This is a genomic window from Streptomyces sp. NPDC046900 (assembly GCF_040644975.1).
Lineage (GTDB): Bacteria > Actinomycetota > Actinomycetes > Streptomycetales > Streptomycetaceae > Streptomyces.
Window position 1 is genome coordinate 27,466 of the sequence record NZ_JBEYXD010000037.1, and the last position, 18,611, is coordinate 46,076.

The 18,611-nt window shown below is 70.5% G+C and carries 18 protein-coding genes and 2 pseudogenes; 14 read left to right on the forward strand and 6 right to left on the reverse strand.

What is annotated here, in order from left to right; translation table 11 throughout:
* Window positions 1-60 precede the first annotated feature (60 nt).
* Together ABZ904_RS29340 and ABZ904_RS29345 are read right to left on the reverse strand one after the other, a co-directional pair.
* A pseudogene (locus ABZ904_RS29340) lies at window positions 61-230 on the reverse strand (IS5/IS1182 family transposase); the annotation flags it as partial.
* A gap of 838 nt (window positions 231-1,068) precedes the next feature.
* Window positions 1,069-2,493 carry an NAD-dependent succinate-semialdehyde dehydrogenase gene (locus tag ABZ904_RS29345; protein WP_361002273.1) on the reverse strand — a complete coding sequence of 475 codons (1,425 nt, stop codon included), beginning with the start codon at window positions 2,491-2,493 and terminating at the stop codon, window positions 1,069-1,071.
* Window positions 2,494-2,681: 188 nt separating this feature from the next.
* Between ABZ904_RS29345 and ABZ904_RS29350 the strand changes: the two genes are divergently transcribed.
* The 3 genes from ABZ904_RS29350 to ABZ904_RS29360 all read left to right on the forward strand — a co-directional run bounded on the left by ABZ904_RS29350 (window position 2,682) and on the right by ABZ904_RS29360 (window position 4,721).
* On the forward strand, window positions 2,682-3,020 hold the full coding sequence (locus ABZ904_RS29350; RefSeq protein WP_361002288.1) for a hypothetical protein: 339 nt from the start codon (window positions 2,682-2,684) through the stop codon (window positions 3,018-3,020).
* A complete protein-coding gene (locus ABZ904_RS29355) occupies window positions 3,013-3,393 on the forward strand; it encodes a DUF2267 domain-containing protein (RefSeq protein WP_361002271.1) in 381 nt (126 codons plus the stop codon). The genes ABZ904_RS29350 and ABZ904_RS29355 overlap by 8 nt, the downstream gene beginning before the upstream one ends.
* A 143-nt stretch (window positions 3,394-3,536) precedes the next feature.
* Window positions 3,537-4,721 (forward strand): hypothetical protein, encoded by a 1,185-nt coding sequence (locus ABZ904_RS29360; RefSeq protein ID WP_361002268.1) that lies wholly within the window; start codon window positions 3,537-3,539, stop codon window positions 4,719-4,721.
* Here the strand turns inward: ABZ904_RS29360 and ABZ904_RS29365 are convergent.
* Window positions 4,708-5,598: a LysR family transcriptional regulator gene (locus ABZ904_RS29365; RefSeq protein WP_361002265.1), complete on the reverse strand. Its 891-nt coding sequence runs from the start codon at window positions 5,596-5,598 to the stop codon at window positions 4,708-4,710. The genes ABZ904_RS29360 and ABZ904_RS29365 overlap by 14 nt on opposite strands.
* An 80-nt stretch (window positions 5,599-5,678) precedes the next feature.
* Between ABZ904_RS29365 and ABZ904_RS29370 the strand changes: the two genes are divergently transcribed.
* The 3 genes from ABZ904_RS29370 to ABZ904_RS29380 all read left to right on the forward strand — a co-directional run bounded on the left by ABZ904_RS29370 (window position 5,679) and on the right by ABZ904_RS29380 (window position 8,622).
* The gene (locus tag ABZ904_RS29370) at window positions 5,679-7,052 is read left to right on the forward strand and encodes an MFS transporter (protein ID WP_361826574.1); all 1,374 of its coding nucleotides are present in this window, start codon (window positions 5,679-5,681) and stop codon (window positions 7,050-7,052) included.
* A 102-nt stretch (window positions 7,053-7,154) separates the two neighbouring features.
* On the forward strand, window positions 7,155-8,000 hold the full coding sequence (locus ABZ904_RS29375; RefSeq protein WP_361002259.1) for an aldo/keto reductase: 846 nt from the start codon (window positions 7,155-7,157) through the stop codon (window positions 7,998-8,000).
* Window positions 8,001-8,013: 13 nt separating this feature from the next.
* Window positions 8,014-8,622 carry an NAD(P)H-dependent oxidoreductase gene (locus tag ABZ904_RS29380; protein WP_361002256.1) on the forward strand — a complete coding sequence of 203 codons (609 nt, stop codon included), beginning with the start codon at window positions 8,014-8,016 and terminating at the stop codon, window positions 8,620-8,622.
* Window positions 8,623-8,663: 41 nt separating this feature from the next.
* Here the strand turns inward: ABZ904_RS29380 and ABZ904_RS29385 are convergent, their stop codons facing one another.
* The 3 genes from ABZ904_RS29385 to ABZ904_RS29395 are packed head-to-tail and all read right to left on the reverse strand — an operon-like array spanning window position 8,664 to window position 10,503.
* On the reverse strand, window positions 8,664-9,719 hold the full coding sequence (locus ABZ904_RS29385; protein WP_361826577.1) for an LLM class oxidoreductase: 1,056 nt from the start codon (window positions 9,717-9,719) through the stop codon (window positions 8,664-8,666).
* A 17-nt stretch (window positions 9,720-9,736) separates the two neighbouring features.
* The gene (locus ABZ904_RS29390; RefSeq protein ID WP_361002250.1) at window positions 9,737-10,117 is read right to left on the reverse strand and encodes a glycogen debranching N-terminal domain-containing protein; all 381 of its coding nucleotides are present in this window, start codon (window positions 10,115-10,117) and stop codon (window positions 9,737-9,739) included.
* A gap of 8 nt (window positions 10,118-10,125) precedes the next feature.
* Window positions 10,126-10,503 (reverse strand): DUF2267 domain-containing protein, encoded by a 378-nt coding sequence (locus tag ABZ904_RS29395; RefSeq protein WP_359557260.1) that lies wholly within the window; start codon window positions 10,501-10,503, stop codon window positions 10,126-10,128.
* 593 nt (window positions 10,504-11,096) lie between these two features.
* On the opposite strand from ABZ904_RS29395, the pseudogene ABZ904_RS29400 reads away from it, so the two are divergent.
* The 8 genes and pseudogenes from ABZ904_RS29400 to trxA all read left to right on the forward strand — a co-directional run.
* Window positions 11,097-11,261 (forward strand): annotated as a pseudogene (locus ABZ904_RS29400) (general stress protein); the annotation flags it as partial.
* 166 nt (window positions 11,262-11,427) lie between these two features.
* Complete coding sequence (locus ABZ904_RS29405) at window positions 11,428-11,637, forward strand: hypothetical protein (protein WP_361002291.1); 210 nt, start codon at window positions 11,428-11,430, stop codon at window positions 11,635-11,637.
* An 81-nt stretch (window positions 11,638-11,718) separates the two neighbouring features.
* On the forward strand, window positions 11,719-13,623 hold the full coding sequence (dnaK, locus tag ABZ904_RS29410; RefSeq protein ID WP_361002246.1) for a molecular chaperone DnaK: 1,905 nt from the start codon (window positions 11,719-11,721) through the stop codon (window positions 13,621-13,623).
* A gap of 10 nt (window positions 13,624-13,633) precedes the next feature.
* Window positions 13,634-14,218: a nucleotide exchange factor GrpE gene (locus ABZ904_RS29415; RefSeq protein WP_361002243.1), complete on the forward strand. Its 585-nt coding sequence runs from the start codon at window positions 13,634-13,636 to the stop codon at window positions 14,216-14,218.
* A 6-nt stretch (window positions 14,219-14,224) separates the two neighbouring features.
* Window positions 14,225-15,163, forward strand: coding sequence for a J domain-containing protein (locus ABZ904_RS29420; protein WP_361002240.1), 939 nt, complete (start codon window positions 14,225-14,227; stop codon window positions 15,161-15,163).
* Complete coding sequence (locus ABZ904_RS29425; protein WP_361002237.1) at window positions 15,160-15,534, forward strand: chaperone modulator CbpM; 375 nt, start codon at window positions 15,160-15,162, stop codon at window positions 15,532-15,534. Before ABZ904_RS29420 ends, ABZ904_RS29425 begins: the two co-directional genes overlap by 4 nt.
* Window positions 15,525-18,164: an ATP-dependent chaperone ClpB gene (gene clpB, locus ABZ904_RS29430; RefSeq protein WP_361002234.1), complete on the forward strand. Its 2,640-nt coding sequence runs from the start codon at window positions 15,525-15,527 to the stop codon at window positions 18,162-18,164. Before ABZ904_RS29425 ends, clpB begins: the two co-directional genes overlap by 10 nt.
* On the forward strand, window positions 18,161-18,607 hold the full coding sequence (trxA, locus tag ABZ904_RS29435) for a thioredoxin (protein ID WP_361002231.1): 447 nt from the start codon (window positions 18,161-18,163) through the stop codon (window positions 18,605-18,607). The genes clpB and trxA overlap by 4 nt, the downstream gene beginning before the upstream one ends.
* The last annotated feature ends 4 nt before the right edge of the window (window positions 18,608-18,611 follow it).

An 18,611-nucleotide genomic window follows, 5' to 3' on the forward strand; every position in this document is an offset into this window, starting at 1 on the left:
GGTCGGGCGGCGGAGGAGCATCTGGGCCGCCCTGCGGATGCCGGGACTGCCGGCGGCGACCTGGTCGAGCAGCCGGGTGCCGGCTGCGGAGTCCTGGATACCGGCCGCGGTGACCAGCACCGCCAGGAGGAGGCCGATAGGTCGGTCACGACGCGTCGCTTGTGGCCCACGATCTTCTTACCCGCATCCGTGCTCTGGCTGGCGGAGGGAACGCTGGTGTAGGTCTTCAAGTCCGTGCTCGGGCGGCAGGCGGAGGTCCAGGCGTGGCCGCGGCGCTCGAAGCCCCAGGCTGCAAGAACCGGGCTCATGTGTTGGCCTTCTTGATGCGTCTCCAGCAGACAAGGCTGCAGACGGCGGTGATGCAGGCGTCGTGGAGTTCGGTGCGCCGCTCCCAGCGGACAGAGCGGGACGACCAGGGCGCGAGCCAACCGCACCAGCCCGGCCTTGGCCAGAGTACCGTTGCGCGCCCGTGAGGGCGTGCGGCGAGCACCGACGATTCGCCGTATCGGCACCGGGGATACCGCGTATCCACCGTCGATGCGCACCGCATCGGTGCGCACTGCACGGCGGTGGTGTGGACCGACTGTCGCGCGGCACGCACCAGGTGCCCACGGTGGCGCGCTACTGGTGCGCACCGGCCTGGTGAGGCACCGCGAGAGCCCGCTCCAGATACCGGGAGGACGTTTTCGGCGAACCGGATGATGGTGTTGACGAGATGCCCCGGATTGTGCTGGGGACCGTGTCCACTCCTCAGCCGCTTGAAGCACAGCCCCTCCACCCCGGCCGCCGTCCACGCCAGCCAATCCCGCGTCAACGTGAACGGCGCCGCCAGGCCGCGGTCCGCGAACGACGCCTCCAGCGCCGCCCGACGCCGCGCGTACGGCCAGCCGGTCAGGTCGTCGCCTCGGTGGACCAGGTCGAAGGCCGCGAAGTGCGTCGCCACTCCCGCGGTGCCTGGGGGCAGTCGTCCCGCGTCCGGCGAGCCGCTGCTGTAGCCGCTCGAACGCAGCCTGTCCCGCTCCCACACCACCAGCTCGCCATGGAGAGCGCGGTCGACCGGCTCGTAGGTCAGCCCAGCACTTCTTCGATCGGGGCGTCGGCGTCCACGTAGCGCACGAGCTTGCGGTTCGCGAATTCCACGATGCCCACGTCGCCGAGTTCGCGCCCGTAGCCGGAGCGCTTGATGCCGCCGAAGGGCAGCTCCGGTCGGGACGCGGTCGGGTGGTTGATCCACACCATGCCCGCCTCCAGTCGGTCCGCGACCCCGCGAGCACGTTCCGGGTCGGCGGCGAAGACCGCGCCTCCCAGGCCGTAGGGGGAAATGTTGGCCAGTGCCACGGCCTCATCCTCGTCGGCGACCCGGTAGACCGTGGCGACGGGGCCGAAGAGCTCTTCCCGGTAGGCCCGCATGTCCGGTGTGACGTCGGTGAGAAGGGTCGGCTCGACGAAGGCGCCCGGCAGGTCGGGCCGCCCGCCGCCCAGCACCACCGTGGCTCCCTTGTCCACCGCGTCACGAACCTGCTCCATCAGAAGTTCGGCCGCGGCCTCGGAGGACAGCGGGCCGAGCGTGGTGGCGGGGTCGACCGGATCTCCCGGTTGCACCTCGCTCATCCGGTCACGCAGCCCGGTGAGGAAGGCGTCGTAGACGTCGGCAAGGGCGATGAAGCGCTTGGCCGCCACGCAACACTGCCCGGTGTTGCCCATCCGGCCGAGGAACGCGGCGTACACGGTGCGCTCGAGGTTGTGACCGTCCAGCACGACGAAGGGATCACTGCCACCCAGCTCGAGGACGGACTTTTTGACATTACGGCCGGCGATCTCGCCCAAGCTCACGCCTGCCCGCTCGCTTCCGGTCAGTGACGCTCCCTGCACTCGAGAGTCATCGATGATCTTGCCAACGTCTCTGCCCCGCACAAAGAGATTGGTGTAGACCCCGCTCGGCACACCCGCATCCGTGAACAGCTGCTCGAGTGCCAGTGCGGACTGGGGGCAGCTACTCGCGTGCTTGAGCAGGATCGTGTTGCCGAGGACGAGGTTCGGACCCGCGAATCGGACCACCTGGTACAGCGGGAAGTTCCACGGCATCACGCCGAGAAGGACGCCGAGCGGCTCGTTCACCAGCACGGCCGTGCCCTCGGGCACCGGCAGGGGTCGTTCTTCCAGCAGCTCGGGGCCGTGCTCGCCGTAGTAGGTGAGGATGTCGGACGCGAGGTCGACCTCTGCTCGGCTCGAGTTGATCAGCTTGCCGACCTCAAGGGTCAGGAGGTGGGCCAGTTCCTCCTTGCGCTCCCTCATGAGCCGGCCGGCGCGTTGCACGAGGGCCCCCCGGTCGGCCGTCGACCGGGCACGCCAGTTTGGAAAGCTGCGGTGCGCCCTGTCGATCGCACGCTCTACGTCCTCCGCGCTCAGCGCCGGGAACTCACGAACCCTTTCACCGGTGTACGGGTTGACCGTGGCGATGGGGCTTCCCTGGGCAATGGCATGGGTGTCCATGACGCCTCCCTGGAGTCGGGACCCCTCGGGTTTCCATGCCCGGACCCGCTCACACGTGCTGATTCGTCCCATGCCACGGCAAGCTGTGGCACCCGGGTCCTCTGTGGTTCACGTCGAACGCGCAGAGCGCCACACCGGCAGTGGGACTGATCGGCCTCACTTGAGGGCGGCGACTCGTCTGGTCCCTCATCGCCATCATGGCGGGCACCATGATCGGCACCTTCTTCATGGCCTTGTACTCGGTCCAGGGCCCGCAGCTGGGGCTGCCCCATCGGTCGCGGCCCGAGTTCGGCTACGTCGGCGCTCTCATGGTGTGGCTCTTCACCTATGTGCAACACGACGGACACGACGGACTCAACCTGGACGGCGAGGCCCTGCAAACCACGGTGCACGGAGGCGTCAAGCTGTGGGTGGTCGTGGTCACCGCCGTCCGTGCGCGGGCGCGGGCCTGGTCGGCGTGGCAGGCTTGCAGGAGGTCCGCGCCGTTCGTCGCAACACAGCAGCGAAGGAGGACGACGCATGGATGAGCAGGAATTCGTCCGTACCGTCGCCGAGCGCACCGGACTGAGCCGGCAGGAGGCGGCGGACCTGACCTGGGCCACGCTCGAGACGCTGGCCCACAGGCTGAGCCCCGGGGAGGCCAGGGACCTGATCACCGAGCTCCCCGAGGGCCTCGCGGAGGCGGTGCGCCGGGGCACCACCGACCGCATCGAGCGCTTCGGCCAATACGACAGCGTGCGGCGCGTGGCCGAACGCACCATGCTCAAGGAGGAGGAAGCCGACCGGGGTGTGCGGACCGTACTGGCCGTGCTCCGGGAGGCGATCAGCGAGAAGGAGTTCAACGACCTGATGTCGCAGCTTGGAACGGACTTCTCCCAGGCCCTCGAATCCCCCGGGTGACCCCGGAGCCTTCGGCATGGCGCCCGCGTCACGGCGCCAGCGGCCCGGACGCTGCGTGTGCGCCGGGGCACGGTGGGTGACACCCGCGGACCGCTGGCCCGCGCGGCCGCCATGGCGCGAGGCGCGCACACGAAGGTGTGGTCATGACGGCTGACGTGCCCGAGACGTCCCCCGGCAGGTCCGTGCGCGTCGTACTGGTGGCCGACCCCGGTCTGCCGTCGGAGATCGCCCGGGCTCTCGCCCCCCGGTTGCCCGACCATCTCCGCCGGGCAGTCCGTGCTCGGGTCGGATGGCAGGTCGACGCGATGACCGCCCCGCTCAGCGGGAGCGAACAGGCCGACGTCTCCGACATCGCCGAGGCCGTCAGAAACCACCTGGACGGTGCCGAATGGGACGTGGCGATCTTTCTCACCGACCTTCCGCGGCGGGCCCGGCTCTACCCGATCAGCGTCGAGGTCGACACCGCGCTCCGTGCCGCGCTCATCTCCCTTCCCGCCCTTGGGGTCCGCCGCCTTCGGCGCCGGGTGCGGCAGGCCGTCGTGGACGTCGTCCGAGAGCTGGTCGCGCACGAGGAGACGCCCACGCACCCGGAGGTGATCGGCCGCCCGCCGCGGGAACCGGTACCGGACACCCGTCCCGGCCCCGAGCAGCCCCGGCGCTACGTCGTGCCCGGCCTGCGCGGCCACGCCCGACTCGTCGCCGGCATGGTGTACGCCAACCGCCCCTGGCGGCTGTTCGGCTCCCTCTCCCGGGCCCTGGCGGGCGTGTTCGCCACGGCTACGGTCCTGTTCATCAACAGCGCCACCTGGAACCTCGCCACCGCACTCGGCGCCGTGCAGCATGCCGTCATCACCGCTGTGTCCGCCGTCGCTCTCACTCTGTGGATCATCGTCGACCACCAGCTCTGGGAGCGCAGCACCCACCTCCCTGCACGGCACCACCCCCTGTACCCCTACAACCTGGTCACCCTGGTCACCATCGCGCTCGCGGTGGTGGTGCTGGCCACGGCCCTGTTCGTGACTCTGGTCGCCGTCTCCTTCCTGCTGCTGGACGCGTCCGTCCTGCGCAAGTTCATCGGACGGCAGGTCGGCGTCGGCGACTACCTCTTCCTGGCCTGGTTCATCACCGCCATCGCGATGATCGGCGGGGCCTTCGGCACCAGCCTCGAAGGGGACGAGAAGGTGTCCGACGCCGCCTATGGACGACGGCAGCGTGAGCGTCAGCGGATGCTGCGGCAGATGTCGCGGCCGGAGCGAGGCGGACGCAGGGGGCCGGACACCACCGACGGGCGACGCCCGGGCCGCGGCCCGGGCGTCACAGGGCGATGACGTGGAGGTCGACCAGGTCGAGCAGCGCCCCCAGGGCCGAGCTGGGCCGCCGGGTCGACGACGTGCCGAGATGCATACTCCAGCGGAGCATGGTGCCGTGGACGTCCAGGACGTGCAGGCCGGGGGTGCGGGCAACAGCGAACGCGGGCAGGAAGGCGATGCCCAGACCGTGCCGGACCAGTGCCGCCCCCATGTCGATGTCGGGCACTTCCAGTGCCACCCGGCGTACGACGCCCGCCGCCGCGAACGCCCGGTCGACCACCTCGCGGTTGCCGTAGCCCGGCGGGAAGTCCACGAAGGGCTCCCCCGCGAGGTCCGAAAGTGCCACCTTTCCCCGCTGCGCGAGCGGATGGACGGCGCTCACCACCAGGACGAGCGGCACGGTGGCCAGCTCCCGTGCGTCGATCCCGGCGGGCTTGCGTTCGGGCAGCGACAGGAAGGCCACGTCAAGGTCCCCGCTGAGCAGCGCGTGCGCCAGTCCCGCCGAGCCGGCCGTCGCCAGCCGCAGCCGGACGTCGATCGCCGGATGCCGCGCGTGCAGCTGCCCGAGGAGCGCAGGCAGGTCCACCACCTCGACCGAGGCCATGGCGCCCACGTTCACCGTGCCGCGCAGCGTGTCCTGCGCGGCGCGCACGGCGTCCTGGGCGGCCTGGGCGGCGTGCAGGGTGGCCCGAGCCTCCGGCAGCAGCGCCGCGCCCGCCCCGGTGAGCCGGACCTGCTGCGACGTGCGCTCGAACAGCGCGCAGCCAAGCTCGCGCTCCAGGGAGCGGATCGCGGCGGACACCCCCGACTGCACCACGTGCAGCCGACGGGCGGCACGCGTGAAACTCAGCTCCTCGGCGACCGCGATGAAGTGCTCCAGCTGACGTAGCTCCACACGAGAAGTATCACTCGCATTGCTGGAGCCCAGCAAAAACATTCGTTGGCACTGATTCTGGCTGGTGAGGAGGATGGAAAGTGCCATCCGCTTCCGCCCGAGGAGGGGTACCCCTGCCTGCCGTTCCGACGCCGCTGAGCCGTCCCACAGCCGACGCTCCCGACGACCCGACCCACCGGATCCCAGCACCCGCTCCCGCCGACCTGCCGCCCCGCGCCTCCGCCCGGCGCCGTGCCTCGCACACGACCGGCTTCTGGTTCGTGGCGGTGGCCTTCACCGTGCTGATGGCCTTCGGCACCGCGCCGACCCCGCTGTGGCCGCTGTACGAGGCCCGGGACCACTTCGGCGCGACCACGGTCACGGTGGCGTACGCCTCGATGGTCGTGGGCGCAGCGGCCGCCTTCCTAGGACTGGGACACCTGTCGGACCGGCTCGGGCGGCGGCGCATCATCGTCCCGGCGCTGCTGGTCGGCATCGTCGCGTCGGTCGTACTGATCGTGTGGCGGGACCTGCCGGGGCTGATCGCGGGCAGGATCCTGAACGGTGTCGGACTGGGGCTGATGGCCTCGACCGCGACGACGTATCTGCACGACCTCCACCACGAGGTCCGTCCGGAACGGACGGGTTCGGTGCTGCCCGGCATCGTGGCCACCGCCGCCAACCTCGGCGGCCTGGCCTCAGGGCCCCTGGTCGCCGGAGCCGCCGCCGAGTGGCTTCCCACGCCCCTGATCACCGCCCAGGCGATCTTCACGCTCGCCATGGCAGTGTGTCTGGCGCTGGTGCTGTGCACCCCGGAGACCGTGGACCTGGAGCTGCCCGCGGCCCAACCGCCCAGCAGGTTCGTCCTGCGCCGCGGCGGCCGGCGGGCGTTCGGCGCGGCCGGCGCGCTGGGCGCCTTCGCCTTCGCGATCCTCGGCCTGATCTCCTCCCTCGGGGCGAGCGTGCTCCACGGCACCCTGCACACCGACTCGCACCTCGTGGTCGGCCTGGCGGCCTTCCTCATGTTCGGTTCCGCGGCGGCCGCCCAGCTGGTGCTGGGACGCCTCCCGCTGCCCCGGGTCCTGACCGTGGGGGCAGTGGTCTTTCCGGTCGGCCTGGTCCTGTGCGCCGTCGCCCTCTACCACCCGGCGCTCTGGCTCTACCTGGTCGCCGTGTCCCTCTCGGGAGCCGGCTCCGGGCTGCTGTTCAAGGGAGGAGTCGAACGTGCCGGTTCAGTGGCCGAGCCCGCCTCACGCGCGGGAGTCCTCGCCGTGTTCTTCGTCGTCGCGTACCTCGGAATGGGCCTGCCCTCCGTCCTGTTCAGCATCGCCCTGCGGCACTTCGCCGTGCAGACCGCGATGATCGGCTTCGCGGCGGTCCTCTCCTGCGGCGCCGTTGTGTCGGTCGCCGTCGCGTTGCGCGATCGCGCACCCGGTCCCGGCGAGCTCTCGGCGCAGTCCGCTCGCCCCTCCTGACCTCCCTGCGGCGCATGCGACACCGGTTGTCTGGGAGGCGCGGACCTGGGCACTCGGTGCGGGTGCGCGTGACACGGATCCGCGGCAGACGGGAGGCCCGAGATGTCTGCGGAATCGGCCAGAACGACGGCGCTCCCCTCCGGTGAGGAGATCGCGGCGCTCGGGCAGGGCACCTGGTACCTGGGCGAGGACCCGGCCCGGCGTGAACAGGAGATCGCCGCGCTGCGGCTGGGCGTGGACCTGGGCATGACCATCGTCGACACGGCGGAGATGTACGGCGACGGCGCAGCCGAGGAGCTCGTCGGGGAGGCCCTCCGGGGGCGCCGGGAGGAGGTCTTCCTCGTCAGCAAGGTGCTGCCCGGCCACGCCGACCGGAAGGGCACCGTCGCCGCCTGCGAGGGCAGCCTGCGGCGGCTCCGTACGGAACGGCTGGACCTGTACCTGCTGCACTGGCGGGGACGGTGGCCCCTCGAGGAGACCCTTGCGGGATTCACCGACCTGATGGAGGCGGAGAAGATCCGTTACTGGGGCGTGAGCAATCTGGACGTCGCCGACATGGCCGAGCTGACCACCCTCCCCGGTGGCGCCGCCGCGGCCGTCGACCAGGTGCTCTACAACCTCTCCCGGCGCGGCATCGAGTGGGATCTGCTCCCCTGGTGCCGCAAAGCCGGGGTGACGGTCATGGCCTACTCCCCGATCGAGCAGGGGCGGCTCCTGAAGGTCGAGGCACTGGGTGCCGTGGCCCGGGCCGTCGGAGCCACGCCGGCCCAGGTGGCGCTCGCCTGGGTGCTGGAACAGGGGGTGGCCGCGATCCCGCGTTCCGGATCACCCGACCACGTTCGGGAGAACCGCGGCGCAGTGGACCTCCACCTTCCCGCCGAGGCGCTCGACGCCCTCGACGAGGCGTTCCCGCCGCCCAGCGGGCCCACGCCCCTGGAGATCCTCTGAAGGAGTTGACAGGATGGCGCGCCCGCTCGTCGTCGGAATGGGAGGTTCGCTGCGCACCCCGTCGACCAGCCTCACCGCACTGTGTGTGGCGGTCGAGGGGGCGGCCGATGCGGGCGCCGGCACCCTGGTGATCGACCTCAAGCGGCTGGCTCTTCCGTTCTACACGTCCGAGCACGGGATCCCTGCGTCCGCCCGCCGGCTTGCGGACACCGTTCAGGCCGCCGACGCCCTGCTGTGGAGCAGCCCGACATACCACGGGTCGGTCAGCGGCGCGTTCAAGAACGCGGTGGACTGGCTCGCCCTCCTGGCCGACCACGACCCGCCCTACCTCAGCAACAAACCCGTGGGGATGCTGACGACCGCCGGTGGAGTGCAGGGCCTGCAGGCGATCAACGCGATGGAGTTCATCGTGCGGTCGCTGCGCGGCTGGGCCGTGCCGCTGGTGTTCGCGGTCCCGCGGTCCTCCCGGGTCTTCGACGGCGACGGACGCCTCACCGACCAGGCGGTCGCGGACCAATTGCGCGGCCTCGGCGCGGAGGTGACCAGGGCGGCGCTGCAGTTCCGGGCGGAGGGCACGTGCGACTACGCGCAGGAGCGGCCGTCCGGTGCCGTCCGGGACTGAGCCCGGCCCTGTCAGGCAGGGGCGCCGGGGGTCGTGCTTCCTCAGGGCCCGGTCCGCTCCACGGGCCGCCGGTGCTCGCCGCGCGCCCCGAAGCGCCCGGGCGGGAAGTGCGGCAGCACGTGTTCGGCCAGTTCGTCGATCACTTCGGCGACCGGACGGCGGCTGTGCTTGAAGTTGATCATCAGCTGGTCGATGCCGATGTCCTGCCAGGCCCGCATCATCGCCAGGAACGACACCCGGCCCACCGAGAAGCCCTGGTGGATGCGCCGGGGCAGGGCCAGCGGGTCCTCGGTCAAATCCAGATAGGTGGCCTGCGCGTACGGCTTGAACCCACCGCCATCGCCCTCGGTCAGCTCCCGCCACCGCTGGATGTTCTCGGCCTGCTGCTGGAGCGGCGGGGTGTAGTACAGCCAGCCGTCCGTGTTGTCGGCGATCCACCGGACGTCCTGCCTGCCGCGTCCCGTCATCAGTACGGGGATCCGCCGGTACACCGGCTTGGGCAGCAGATCGGTGCCGCGCATCCGGCCGAGCGGCGACTCCACGTGCGGGAAACGGTGCTCGAGGACGACACGGAAGTACTCCAGCGACTGCCGGAACCTCTCGGCCCGGCCACCCAGGTCCTGACCGAAGGCCGGGAACTCCACGGGCCGGTCACCGGTGGCCACCCCGAGCAGGAGCCGTCCGCCTGACAGCTGGTCCACCGAGGCGGCCGCCTTGGCGGTGTGCAATGGATGCCGCAGCGGCATGACGATGCTGGCGGTCCCCAGTGTGATCGAGGTGGTGCGGGCACTGAGCTGCCCCAGGTACACCCACGGGTCGAAGACCTGCCCGGCGTCCCCGAAGCTCGGGTCCAGCAGCGGCACGTCACGGACCCACACCGAGGCGAAGCCGGCCCGCTCGGCCTGCTGGATCCGCTCGATGTGCCCGGCCAGGGACGGCACGGGCCCTTCGAAGCCCTCCAGGGGCGTGATGGCGCCAACGGTCATCCTGCCGCCGGGATACGCCCTGGCCATGGCCGCGTGCTCGGAGAACGGCCGCTGCGCCCCGCCTTCGACGTCCACGGGTGCGCCGACTGAAGGAACTGTCGATTGTGTCATGCGATCCTCCGGCGATTTCATGCCGAGTCCGGACGCATCAGACGCGTGCTGAGGTTGCGCAACCGGAGGTCCTCGCGCATTCCCTCGCCGACGTAGCGCCGACGTTCCAACAGGAGTTCGCTCTGCGCGCCGTGTGTCGGGACGAGGGAGACGAGCGTGGTGCTGTAGGCGTCCTGGGAAAGCACGGTGAGGTGGTGAGGCCGGTGGCCGTCCACCCGGATCTGCCAGTCGGAGATGACCCGCACGTCGCGGACGAACAGCCCCTGCGGCACCTCGGCCTCCATGTCGCCCGAGGGGCACGAGACGCAGAACGTCCGCCCCTCGGCCAGGGTGACGGTGGCCGTCGTGAGTACAGCCGGTTCCGTCTCCTCGAGGATGGCGCCGACCTCGTCGGTCATGGCTCCTTCTAGCCCGGGGCGCCGACGAGAGCCTCGAAGTCCCGGGGCAGCTGGGATATTACGTGGCGGAACTCGCCATCACTGACCGCGTCCCTCAGGGTGCTCAGCTCCGCCCGTACGCCCTCGCGGGCCTCGTCCGGGCTCACCCCTGCTCGCCTGCTCACCCGATTGATGAACTCGTCGAGTCCGAAGGGCTCGGCCTCCGGAGTGGGAGAGACCAGCGGTTCCTTCAGCGGCTTGGGCAGTTCGGACGCGAGGTCCTCCGCCTCACCCCTGGTGAGCCGCTCGGCCAGGGTTTCCAGGGTGGCACGGGTGAGGGGCTCCGCCTTCTCCGGGGGGACAGGGGCGCGCCGGGTGATGGTGTCGAGGAAGGTGTTGTAGTCCATGAGCCGTCCTTTTCTGAAGCTTTGCAACTGCCTGGCTTGGGACCTGAGACAGCCACCGAAGGGTGCGTGTGGGGGTGGCGGGCTGATGCGCGTCATGGTGCATGCGCCTCAGCAGAGGCCATTTCTATGCTCCGGATGTGGGCCACACCCTGCCTGCTCCCGGCGGGCGGAAAAGCGGCGGGCTCCATAGACCTCCGAGCACAAGTGCAGACGGCCTCCGCCACGGCAAAGGGGACACCGACGCCGGTCTGCCGGATGTGCGTCAGGGCGCCGTGCCTGTGGGCGCGGTCGGCTTTCCCGCCGTCGCGTTTCCGGCCGGCCCGTTCGGCCCGTTCGGCGTCGAGAGCGTTCGACGGCGGCGAGCTGTCCCCTTGCGTCGGAACATCCGTGAGCCCCGCTACCTCATGCCGGGCCGAACCCTGAGGTACCCCGCCGCGAGCCGCGAGCCCGAATCGTCGTTCCGCCTCCTGTCCTCGCAGACCGACCGCCGGTGCCACTTTTCGACCCGCTGGGCGCAGGCGGGGTGACCGGGCGAACAGCCACTCTGGGGCCTGTCGGGACCGCTCGGCGGTCTGTCGGCGGAAGGAGCGGCCATGACCGAGCAGGCCCGCAGGGCCGTTGCCTCGTACTCGACGTACCAGGAAGCCGAACGTGCCGTCGATCACCTCGCCGACCAGTGCTTTCCCGTTCAGAAGGTGGCGATCATCGGCCGGGACATGCGCCTGGTCGAACAGGTGATCGGTCGAATGGGGTACGGCGAGGCCGCCCTCCACGGCGCAGCCACCGGAGCGCTGCCCGGCGTACTCGTCGGCTGGATCTTCGGGCTGCTGAACTGGCTGAATCCGGTCGGCTCCGGTCGTCTCCGGTCTGCTCCTCGCCCTGTACGGGCTGATCTTCGGAGCGGTCGTCGGTGCGCTGCTCGGCGTGCTGTTGCACGCGGCCCAGGGCGGCCGCCGCCGGGACTTCGCCTCGATTCGCTGGACGGAGCCCAGCCGGTACGACGTCGTGGCGGACGAGGACGTCGCCGATGAGGCCGTCCGGCTGGTCGCCGGGCTGGACAGCAGGGCCGGCGCGAACACGGAGAGCGCCTCCTCCAGGGGCCGGCGCCCGCGCAGCGACCCCGCCCCCAGCTGAACGAGTTTCGAAGCCGGGCGGACAGGGCCCGGAGGATGAACGGTCGCCGACGGACGTCGACCGCCGCGGAAGGAGTTCCTCATGGCCAAGGCAGTGGGCATCGACCTGGGCACCACCAACTCGGTGATCGCCGTGTGGGAGGGCGGCGAGCCGTCCGTCGTGCCCAACAGCGAGGGCAACCGCACGACACCGTCCGTGGTGGCCTTCACCGACACCGGGGAACGTCTGGTGGGCCAGCTGGCCCGGCGCCAGGCGATCCTCAACCCCAAGGGCACCATCTACTCGGCCAAGCGGTTCATCGGCCGACACTTCGACGAGATCCCCGACGAGGCCAAGGCCGTCGCCTACGACGTCGTCCCTGGAGACAACGGCGAGGCCCGCTTCAAGGTGCGCGACAAGCTGTACGCGCCTGAGGAGATCAGCGCCCTGGTGCTGCGCAAACTCGCCGACGACGCCTCCAAGCAGCTGGGGGAGCGGGTCACGGAGGCGGTCATCACGGTGCCCGCCTACTTCAACGACGCCCAGCGCACCGCGACCCGTGATGCCGGACGGATCGCGGGACTGGAAGTGCTGCGGATCATCAACGAGCCGACGGCGGCCGCCCTCGCGTACGGCATGGACAAGAAGCAGCACGAGACCGTCCTCGTCTTCGACCTGGGCGGCGGCACCTTCGACGTGAGCATCCTCGACGTCGGCGACGGCGTGGTGGAGGTGCGTTCCACGGCGGGTGACAGCCATCTGGGCGGCGACGACTTCGACCGGCGTCTGGTGGACTACCTCGCGGACGACTTCCAGAAGGAGAACGGCATCGACCTGCGCAAGGACCCGCAGGCGCTGCAACGACTGTTCGAGGCGGCGGAGAAGGCCAAGACCGAGCTCAGCTCCGTCACCCAGACCCAGGTCAGCCTGCCGTTCATCACCGCCGACGCCTCCGGGCCCAAGCACCTCACCGACTCGATCATGCGGTCCACGTTCGAGCAGATCACCGGCGACCTGGTGGAGCGCTGCCTCGGTCCGGTCCAGCAGGCCATGGCCGACGCCAAGGTCGGCGAGAGCGACATCGACGAGGTCATCCTCGTCGGCGGTTCCACCCGCATCCCCGCCGTACAGGCCCTGGTGCGCCGGCTGACCGGCGGCAAGGACCCCAACATGAGCGTCAACCCCGATGAGGTCGTGGCGCTGGGCGCCGCGATACAGGCCGGGGTGCTCAAGGGCGAGGTCAAGGACGTCCTGCTGCTCGACGTCACCCCCCTGTCGCTGGGCGTGGAGACGCGCGGCGGAGTGATGACGAAGATCATCGAGCGGAACACCACCATCCCGGTGCGCCGCAGCGAGACCTTCTCCACCGCCGAGGACAACCAGCCGGCCGTCGACATCGTCGTCCTCCAGGGCGAGCGCGAGCGGGCCGCCGACAACCGGGTCCTCGGCCGGTTCCAGCTCACCGACATCCGGCCGGCGCCGCGGGGCGAACCGCAGATCGAGGTCACCTTCGACATCGACGCCAACGGCATCCTCAACGTCAGCGCGCGCGACAAGGACACCGGCAAGGAACAGGGCATCACCATCAGCGAGAGCTCCAACCTGGACCGGAGCGAGGTCGAACGCATGGTCCAGGAGGCCGAAAGCAACCGGGGCCAGGACCAGGCACTGCGTGAGGCCGTCGACGCCCGCAACGAACTCGACGCGATCGCCTACCAGGTCGAAAAGCGTCTGAACGAACTGGGCGAGGCCGCGCCCGCGCACGAAAAGGCGCGAGGCGAGATGCTGGTGGCAGAGGCCCGCGACGCGGTCAAGAACGAGGCCGGAGTGGACAAGGTCAGGCCGCTGATCTCCGAACTCCAGCAGGTCTACGCCGGGCTCGCCGCCCACCAGGCCGAAGCCGCGGCGGCGAGTGGTCCGTCGGACACCACCGGGCCGGACGGCTCCGGGCAGGGCGGTGCCGGCGCCGACGAAGACGTGATCGACGCCGAGTTCGACAAGGGCTGAGGTACCCGCCATGCCGATCCCTCCCCAGGACCGATCGTCCGACCTACCGCCCGAAGGCGCCGCACAACCGCCGCAGGGCCACCTGCCCGAGCCCGCGCCGCCGACCACGCAGGCCGAACCGGGGCCCGACGCGGCCACCGGTCCGGCCGGGGTCGAGGACGAGTACGCGGCCGCGCTGAAAGAGGTCGAGGACCGCTGGCGGCGTGCTCTCGCCGATCTGGACAACCTGCGCAAGCGACACGCCAGGGAACTGGACCGGGAGCGCGCGGTCGAACGCGCCCGCACGGCGGCGGCCTTCCTTCCCGTCATCGACAACCTCGAACTGGCCCTGAACCACGCGGGCTCCGACCCCAGGGCGATCGTCGAGGGGGTTCGCGCCGTGCGCGACCAGGCCGTGTCCATCCTTGAACGCCTTGGTTACGAGCGTCACGCCGAGACCGGCGTCCCGTTCGACCCCTCCCGGCACGAGGTCGTCGGCGTGGTCCAGGACCCCGACGCCGAACCGAACACCGTGGCGCAGGTGCTGCGCCCCGGCTACGGCGAGGCCGAGCGGCAACTGAGGCCGGCCGCCGTGACCGTCGCCAAGCGGGAGTGAGCGGCCATGGCACGCGACTTCTACGAGGTTCTCGGGGTCCCGCGAGACGCCGACAAGGACGAGATCCAGCGGGCGTATCGCAAACTGGCCCGCAGGTACCACCCGGACGTCAATAAGGACCCCACGGCGGAGGAGCGGTTCAAGGAGATCAACGAGGCCTTCAGTGCCCTGTCCGACCCCGACCAGCGGGCCCGTTACGACCGCTTCGGCGAGGACTTCCGGAAGGTTCCCGAAGACTGGGAGGAGCGGGTCGGTGCCGGCGCGGGACCCGGCGGCGGCTTCCGCTGGTCCACCGGGGACGGGCCCCGGGTCCGGTACGCCACCAGCGGCTTCGGCGCGGAGGGCGTCGACGTCGACGACCTGTTCGGCTCGTTCTTCGGGGGCGCCGGACGGGTACGTGTCCCCGGAGCCGACCAGGAGGCCGAACTGCCGCTCACCGTCGAGGAGGCGTACCGGGGAGGTCGTCGCACCGTCACGCTCGCCGGTCCCACCGGGCAGCCGCGGCGGTACGAGGTCGACGTGCCACCGGGTGTCACCGACGGGCAGCGTATCCGGCTGGCGGGCGAGGGCGGCCGCGGCAACGGTGACGCCCCCGCGGGGGACCTGTACCTGCGGGTGCGGATCCAGCCGCACCCCCGTTTCCGCCTCGACGGCCGGGACGTGTACGTGCAGCTTCCGGTCACACCCTGGGAGGCCGCGCTGGGTGCCACAGTTCCGGTGCCCACGCCGAGCGGGGCGACGGCGAAGGTGAGCGTGCCCGCGGGCTCGTCCAGCGGCCGGCGGCTGCGGCTGCGCGGTGAGGGCATGCCGAACCCGCGCGGCACGAACGGCAACCTCTACGCCGAGCTCCGGATCATGGTGCCGTCCAGGCTCAGCGACCGGGAGCGCGCACTCTTCGAGGAGCTCGCCGCCGTCTCCTCGTTCGACCCCAGGAGGACACGATGAGTGACCCACGCGTCGGGGCGCGCCAGGCGTCTCGGCTGACAGCTCCAGCGCCGGCACGCGTCCGGTACGCGATCGTGCCGGTGCCCAGGCTCTCTCTGCAGACCGTGGCCCGCCGCTCCGGCGTCCATCCCGACCTCATCCGCCGGTTCGTCGCTCTGGGCCTGGTCGAGGCCGAGCGCGACGCCTCCGGAGGGCTGGTGTTCGAACCCACGGCACCGGCCGCCCTCGCCCGCGTCCAGCGGCTGCGCACCGGGCTGTGCCTCAACTACGCATCCATCGGCCTGGTGCTCGACCTGCTGGACCGCATCAGCATGCTCGAAGCCGCTCTGCGCCGCGCCGGTACGAGGAGTGAAACACCCCCATGGACATGAACCGTCTCACCCAGAAGTCCCAGGAAGCCCTCCAGGAGGCCCAGAGCGCGGCCGTCGGCATGGGGCAGACCGAGGTCGACGGGGAACACCTGCTGCTCGCGCTTCTCGATCAGGAGGACGGTCTGATCCCGCGGTTGCTGCAACAGGCCGGCACCGAGCCGAAGGAGCTGCGCGCGGCCGTGCGCGAGGAACTCTCCCGCCGCCCGAAGGTCACCGGTCCGGGCGCGGCACCCGGCCAGGTCTTCGTCACTCAGCGCCTGTCCCGCCTGCTCGACGCGGCCGAGCGGGAGGCCAAACGCCTCAAGGACGAGTACGTGTCCGTGGAGCACCTCCTGCTCGCCCTGGCCGAGGAGGGCTCGGCGACCGCCGCCGGACGCCTGCTCAAGGAGCACGGCGTGACCCGGGATTCGTTCCTGAGCGCGCTGACCCAGGTCCGCGGCCACCAGCGCGTCACCTCCGCCAACCCTGAAGTGGCCTATGAGGCTCTGGAGAAGTACGGCCGCGACCTGGTCCTCGAGGCTCGGTCCGGGCGGCTGGACCCGGTCATCGGCCGTGATGCGGAGATCCGCCGCGTCACCCAGATCCTCAGCCGCAAGACCAAGAACAACCCCGTCCTCATCGGCGATCCCGGCGTCGGCAAGACCGCCATCGTCGAGGGCCTGGCCCAGCGCATCGTCCGCGGCGACGTCCCCGAGGGCCTGCGCGACAAGACGGTGTTCGCCCTCGACATGGGCTCCCTGGTCGCCGGCGCCAAGTACCGGGGCGAGTTCGAGGAACGCCTCAAGGCCGTGCTGTCCGAGGTGAAGGCCGCCCAGGGACGCATCCTGCTCTTCGTCGACGAACTCCACACCGTCGTCGGCGCGGGCGCCGCCGAGGGAGCCATGGACGCGGGCAACATGTTCAAGCCGATGCTCGCCCGCGGCGAACTCCACATGATCGGCGCCACCACCCTCGACGAGTACCGCAAGCACATCGAGAAGGACGCCGCCCTCGAACGCCGCTTCCAGCAGGTCCTGGTCGACGAGCCGAGCGTGGAGGACACCATCTCCATCCTGCGCGGACTGCGCGAACGTCTGGAGGTCTTCCACGGCGTGAAGATCCAGGACACCGCGCTGGTCTCCGCGGCCATCCTCAGCCACCGCTACATCACCGACCGGTTCCTGCCCGACAAGGCCATCGACCTCGTCGACGAGGCGTGCGCCCGGCTGCGTACCGAGATCGACTCGATGCCCGCCGAACTCGACGAGATCACCCGCCGCGTCACCCGCCTGGAGATCGAGGAGGCGGCCCTGTCCAAGGAGACCGACGCCGCCAGCAAAACCCGCCTGGAGGAACTGCGCAAGGAACTGGCCGACCTGCGCGGCGAGGCCGACGCCAAACACGCCCAGTGGGAGGCCGAACGGCAGGCGATCCGCCGCGTGCAGGAACTGCGCCAGGAACTGGAGCAGGTCCGCCACGAGGCGGAGGAGGCCGAACGCGCCTACGACCTCAACCGCGCCGCCGAACTCCGCTACGGCCGCCTCCAGGACCTGGAGCGCCGACTCGCCGCAGAGGAGGAGCAACTGGCCGCAAAACAAGGGCAGAACCGGCTGCTGCGCGAGGTCGTCACCGAGGAGGAGATCGCCGAGATCGTCGCCGCCTGGACCGGCATCCCCGTCGCCCGCCTCCAGGAGGGCGAACGCGAGAAACTGCTGCGCCTCGACGAGATCCTGCGCGAGCGCGTCATCGGCCAGGACGAGGCCGTCAAACTCGTCGCCGACGCCATCATCCGCGCCCGCTCCGGCATCCGCGACCCTCGCCGCCCCATCGGCTCGTTCATCTTCCTCGGCCCCACCGGCGTCGGGAAGACGGAGCTGGCCAAGACCCTCGCGGCGGCCCTGTTCGACTCCGAGGAGAACATGGTCCGCCTCGACATGAGTGAGTACCAGGAGCGGCACACCGTCAGCCGGCTCATGGGCGCACCTCCCGGATACGTCGGCTACGAGGAAGGCGGCCAGCTCACCGAGGCCGTACGCCGCAAGCCGTACTCGGTTGTGCTGTTCGACGAGATCGAGAAGGCGCACACCGATGTCTTCAACACCCTGCTGCAGATCCTCGACGACGGCCGCATCACCGATGCTCAGGGCCGCACCGTCAACTTCCGCAACACCGTGATCATCATGACGTCCAACATCGGCTCCGAGCACCTCCTCGACGGCGCCACCGCCGAGGGCGAGATCAAGCCGGACGCCCGCGCCCTGGTGATGGGCGAGCTGCGCGGGCACTTCCGCCCGGAGTTCCTCAACCGCGTCGACGACATCGTGCTGTTCAAGCCGCTCGGTGAGCGCCAGATCGAGCGGATCGTGGAGCTCCAGTTCGACGAACTGCGCCGCCGCCTCGCCGAACGCCGCATCACCGTCGAACTGACCGACGCGGCACGGGAGTTGATCGCCCACCAGGGCTACGACCCGGTCTACGGGGCCCGACCGCTGCGCCGCTACATATCCCACGAGGTCGAAACCCTCGTCGGACGGTCCCTGCTGCGCGGCGACGTCCAGGACGGCGCGAAGGTCCGCGTCGACGCCCAGGAAGGCGAACTGGTGGTCACCTACGACCAGCCCGAGGACGTGAAGGGAGCAAGGGCGGCATGAGTCCCGTGCAAGCCACCAACGTCACCTGTCCGCACTGCGGGCGCACCAACCGGGTACCCGTGGCCGCCGAGGGCCGCCCCAGGTGCGGCAACTGCAAGCAGCCTCTGCCGTGGATGGCCGACGCGGGCGACGACGACTTCACCGAGGTCGTCGAGCAGGCCACCGTGCCCGTCGTTGTTGACCTGTGGGCCACCTGGTGCGGCCCTTGCCGCATGGTGAGCCCCGCGCTGGAGAAGGTCGCCGCCGATCTCGCGGGAAAGATCAAGCTGGTCAAGGTCGACATCGACAAGAACCCGCGTCTGGCGCGGCGGTTCGAGGTCCAGGCGGTACCGACACTGCTCGTCCTCGACAAAGGACAGACCATCGCCCGGCAGGCGGGGGCGGCGCCCGCCCCCGCTCTGCGCCAGTGGGTGGAACAGTCAATCACCGCCCGGAAAGGGTGATCCG

What these genes read in the sequence shown, in the direction of transcription:
- ABZ904_RS29345 (WP_361002273.1), bottom strand. Translation starts at nt 2,493, where the DNA reads ATGGACACCCATGCCATTGCCCAGGGAAGCCCCATCGCCACGGTCAAC.
- ABZ904_RS29355 (WP_361002271.1), top strand. Translation starts at nt 3,013, where the DNA reads ATGGATGAGCAGGAATTCGTCCGTACCGTCGCCGAGCGCACCGGACTG.
- ABZ904_RS29360 (WP_361002268.1), top strand. Translation starts at nt 3,537, where the DNA reads ATGACGGCTGACGTGCCCGAGACGTCCCCCGGCAGGTCCGTGCGCGTC.
- ABZ904_RS29375 (WP_361002259.1), top strand. Translation starts at nt 7,155, where the DNA reads ATGTCTGCGGAATCGGCCAGAACGACGGCGCTCCCCTCCGGTGAGGAG.
- ABZ904_RS29380 (WP_361002256.1), top strand. Translation starts at nt 8,014, where the DNA reads ATGGCGCGCCCGCTCGTCGTCGGAATGGGAGGTTCGCTGCGCACCCCG.
- ABZ904_RS29385 (WP_361826577.1), bottom strand. Translation starts at nt 9,719, where the DNA reads ATGACACAATCGACAGTTCCTTCAGTCGGCGCACCCGTGGACGTCGAA.
- ABZ904_RS29390 (WP_361002250.1), bottom strand. Translation starts at nt 10,117, where the DNA reads ATGACCGACGAGGTCGGCGCCATCCTCGAGGAGACGGAACCGGCTGTA.
- ABZ904_RS29395 (WP_359557260.1), bottom strand. Translation starts at nt 10,503, where the DNA reads ATGGACTACAACACCTTCCTCGACACCATCACCCGGCGCGCCCCTGTC.
- dnaK (WP_361002246.1), top strand. Translation starts at nt 11,719, where the DNA reads ATGGCCAAGGCAGTGGGCATCGACCTGGGCACCACCAACTCGGTGATC.
- ABZ904_RS29415 (WP_361002243.1), top strand. Translation starts at nt 13,634, where the DNA reads ATGCCGATCCCTCCCCAGGACCGATCGTCCGACCTACCGCCCGAAGGC.
- ABZ904_RS29420 (WP_361002240.1), top strand. Translation starts at nt 14,225, where the DNA reads ATGGCACGCGACTTCTACGAGGTTCTCGGGGTCCCGCGAGACGCCGAC.
- ABZ904_RS29425 (WP_361002237.1), top strand. Translation starts at nt 15,160, where the DNA reads ATGAGTGACCCACGCGTCGGGGCGCGCCAGGCGTCTCGGCTGACAGCT.
- clpB (WP_361002234.1), top strand. Translation starts at nt 15,525, where the DNA reads ATGGACATGAACCGTCTCACCCAGAAGTCCCAGGAAGCCCTCCAGGAG.
- trxA (WP_361002231.1), top strand. Translation starts at nt 18,161, where the DNA reads ATGAGTCCCGTGCAAGCCACCAACGTCACCTGTCCGCACTGCGGGCGC.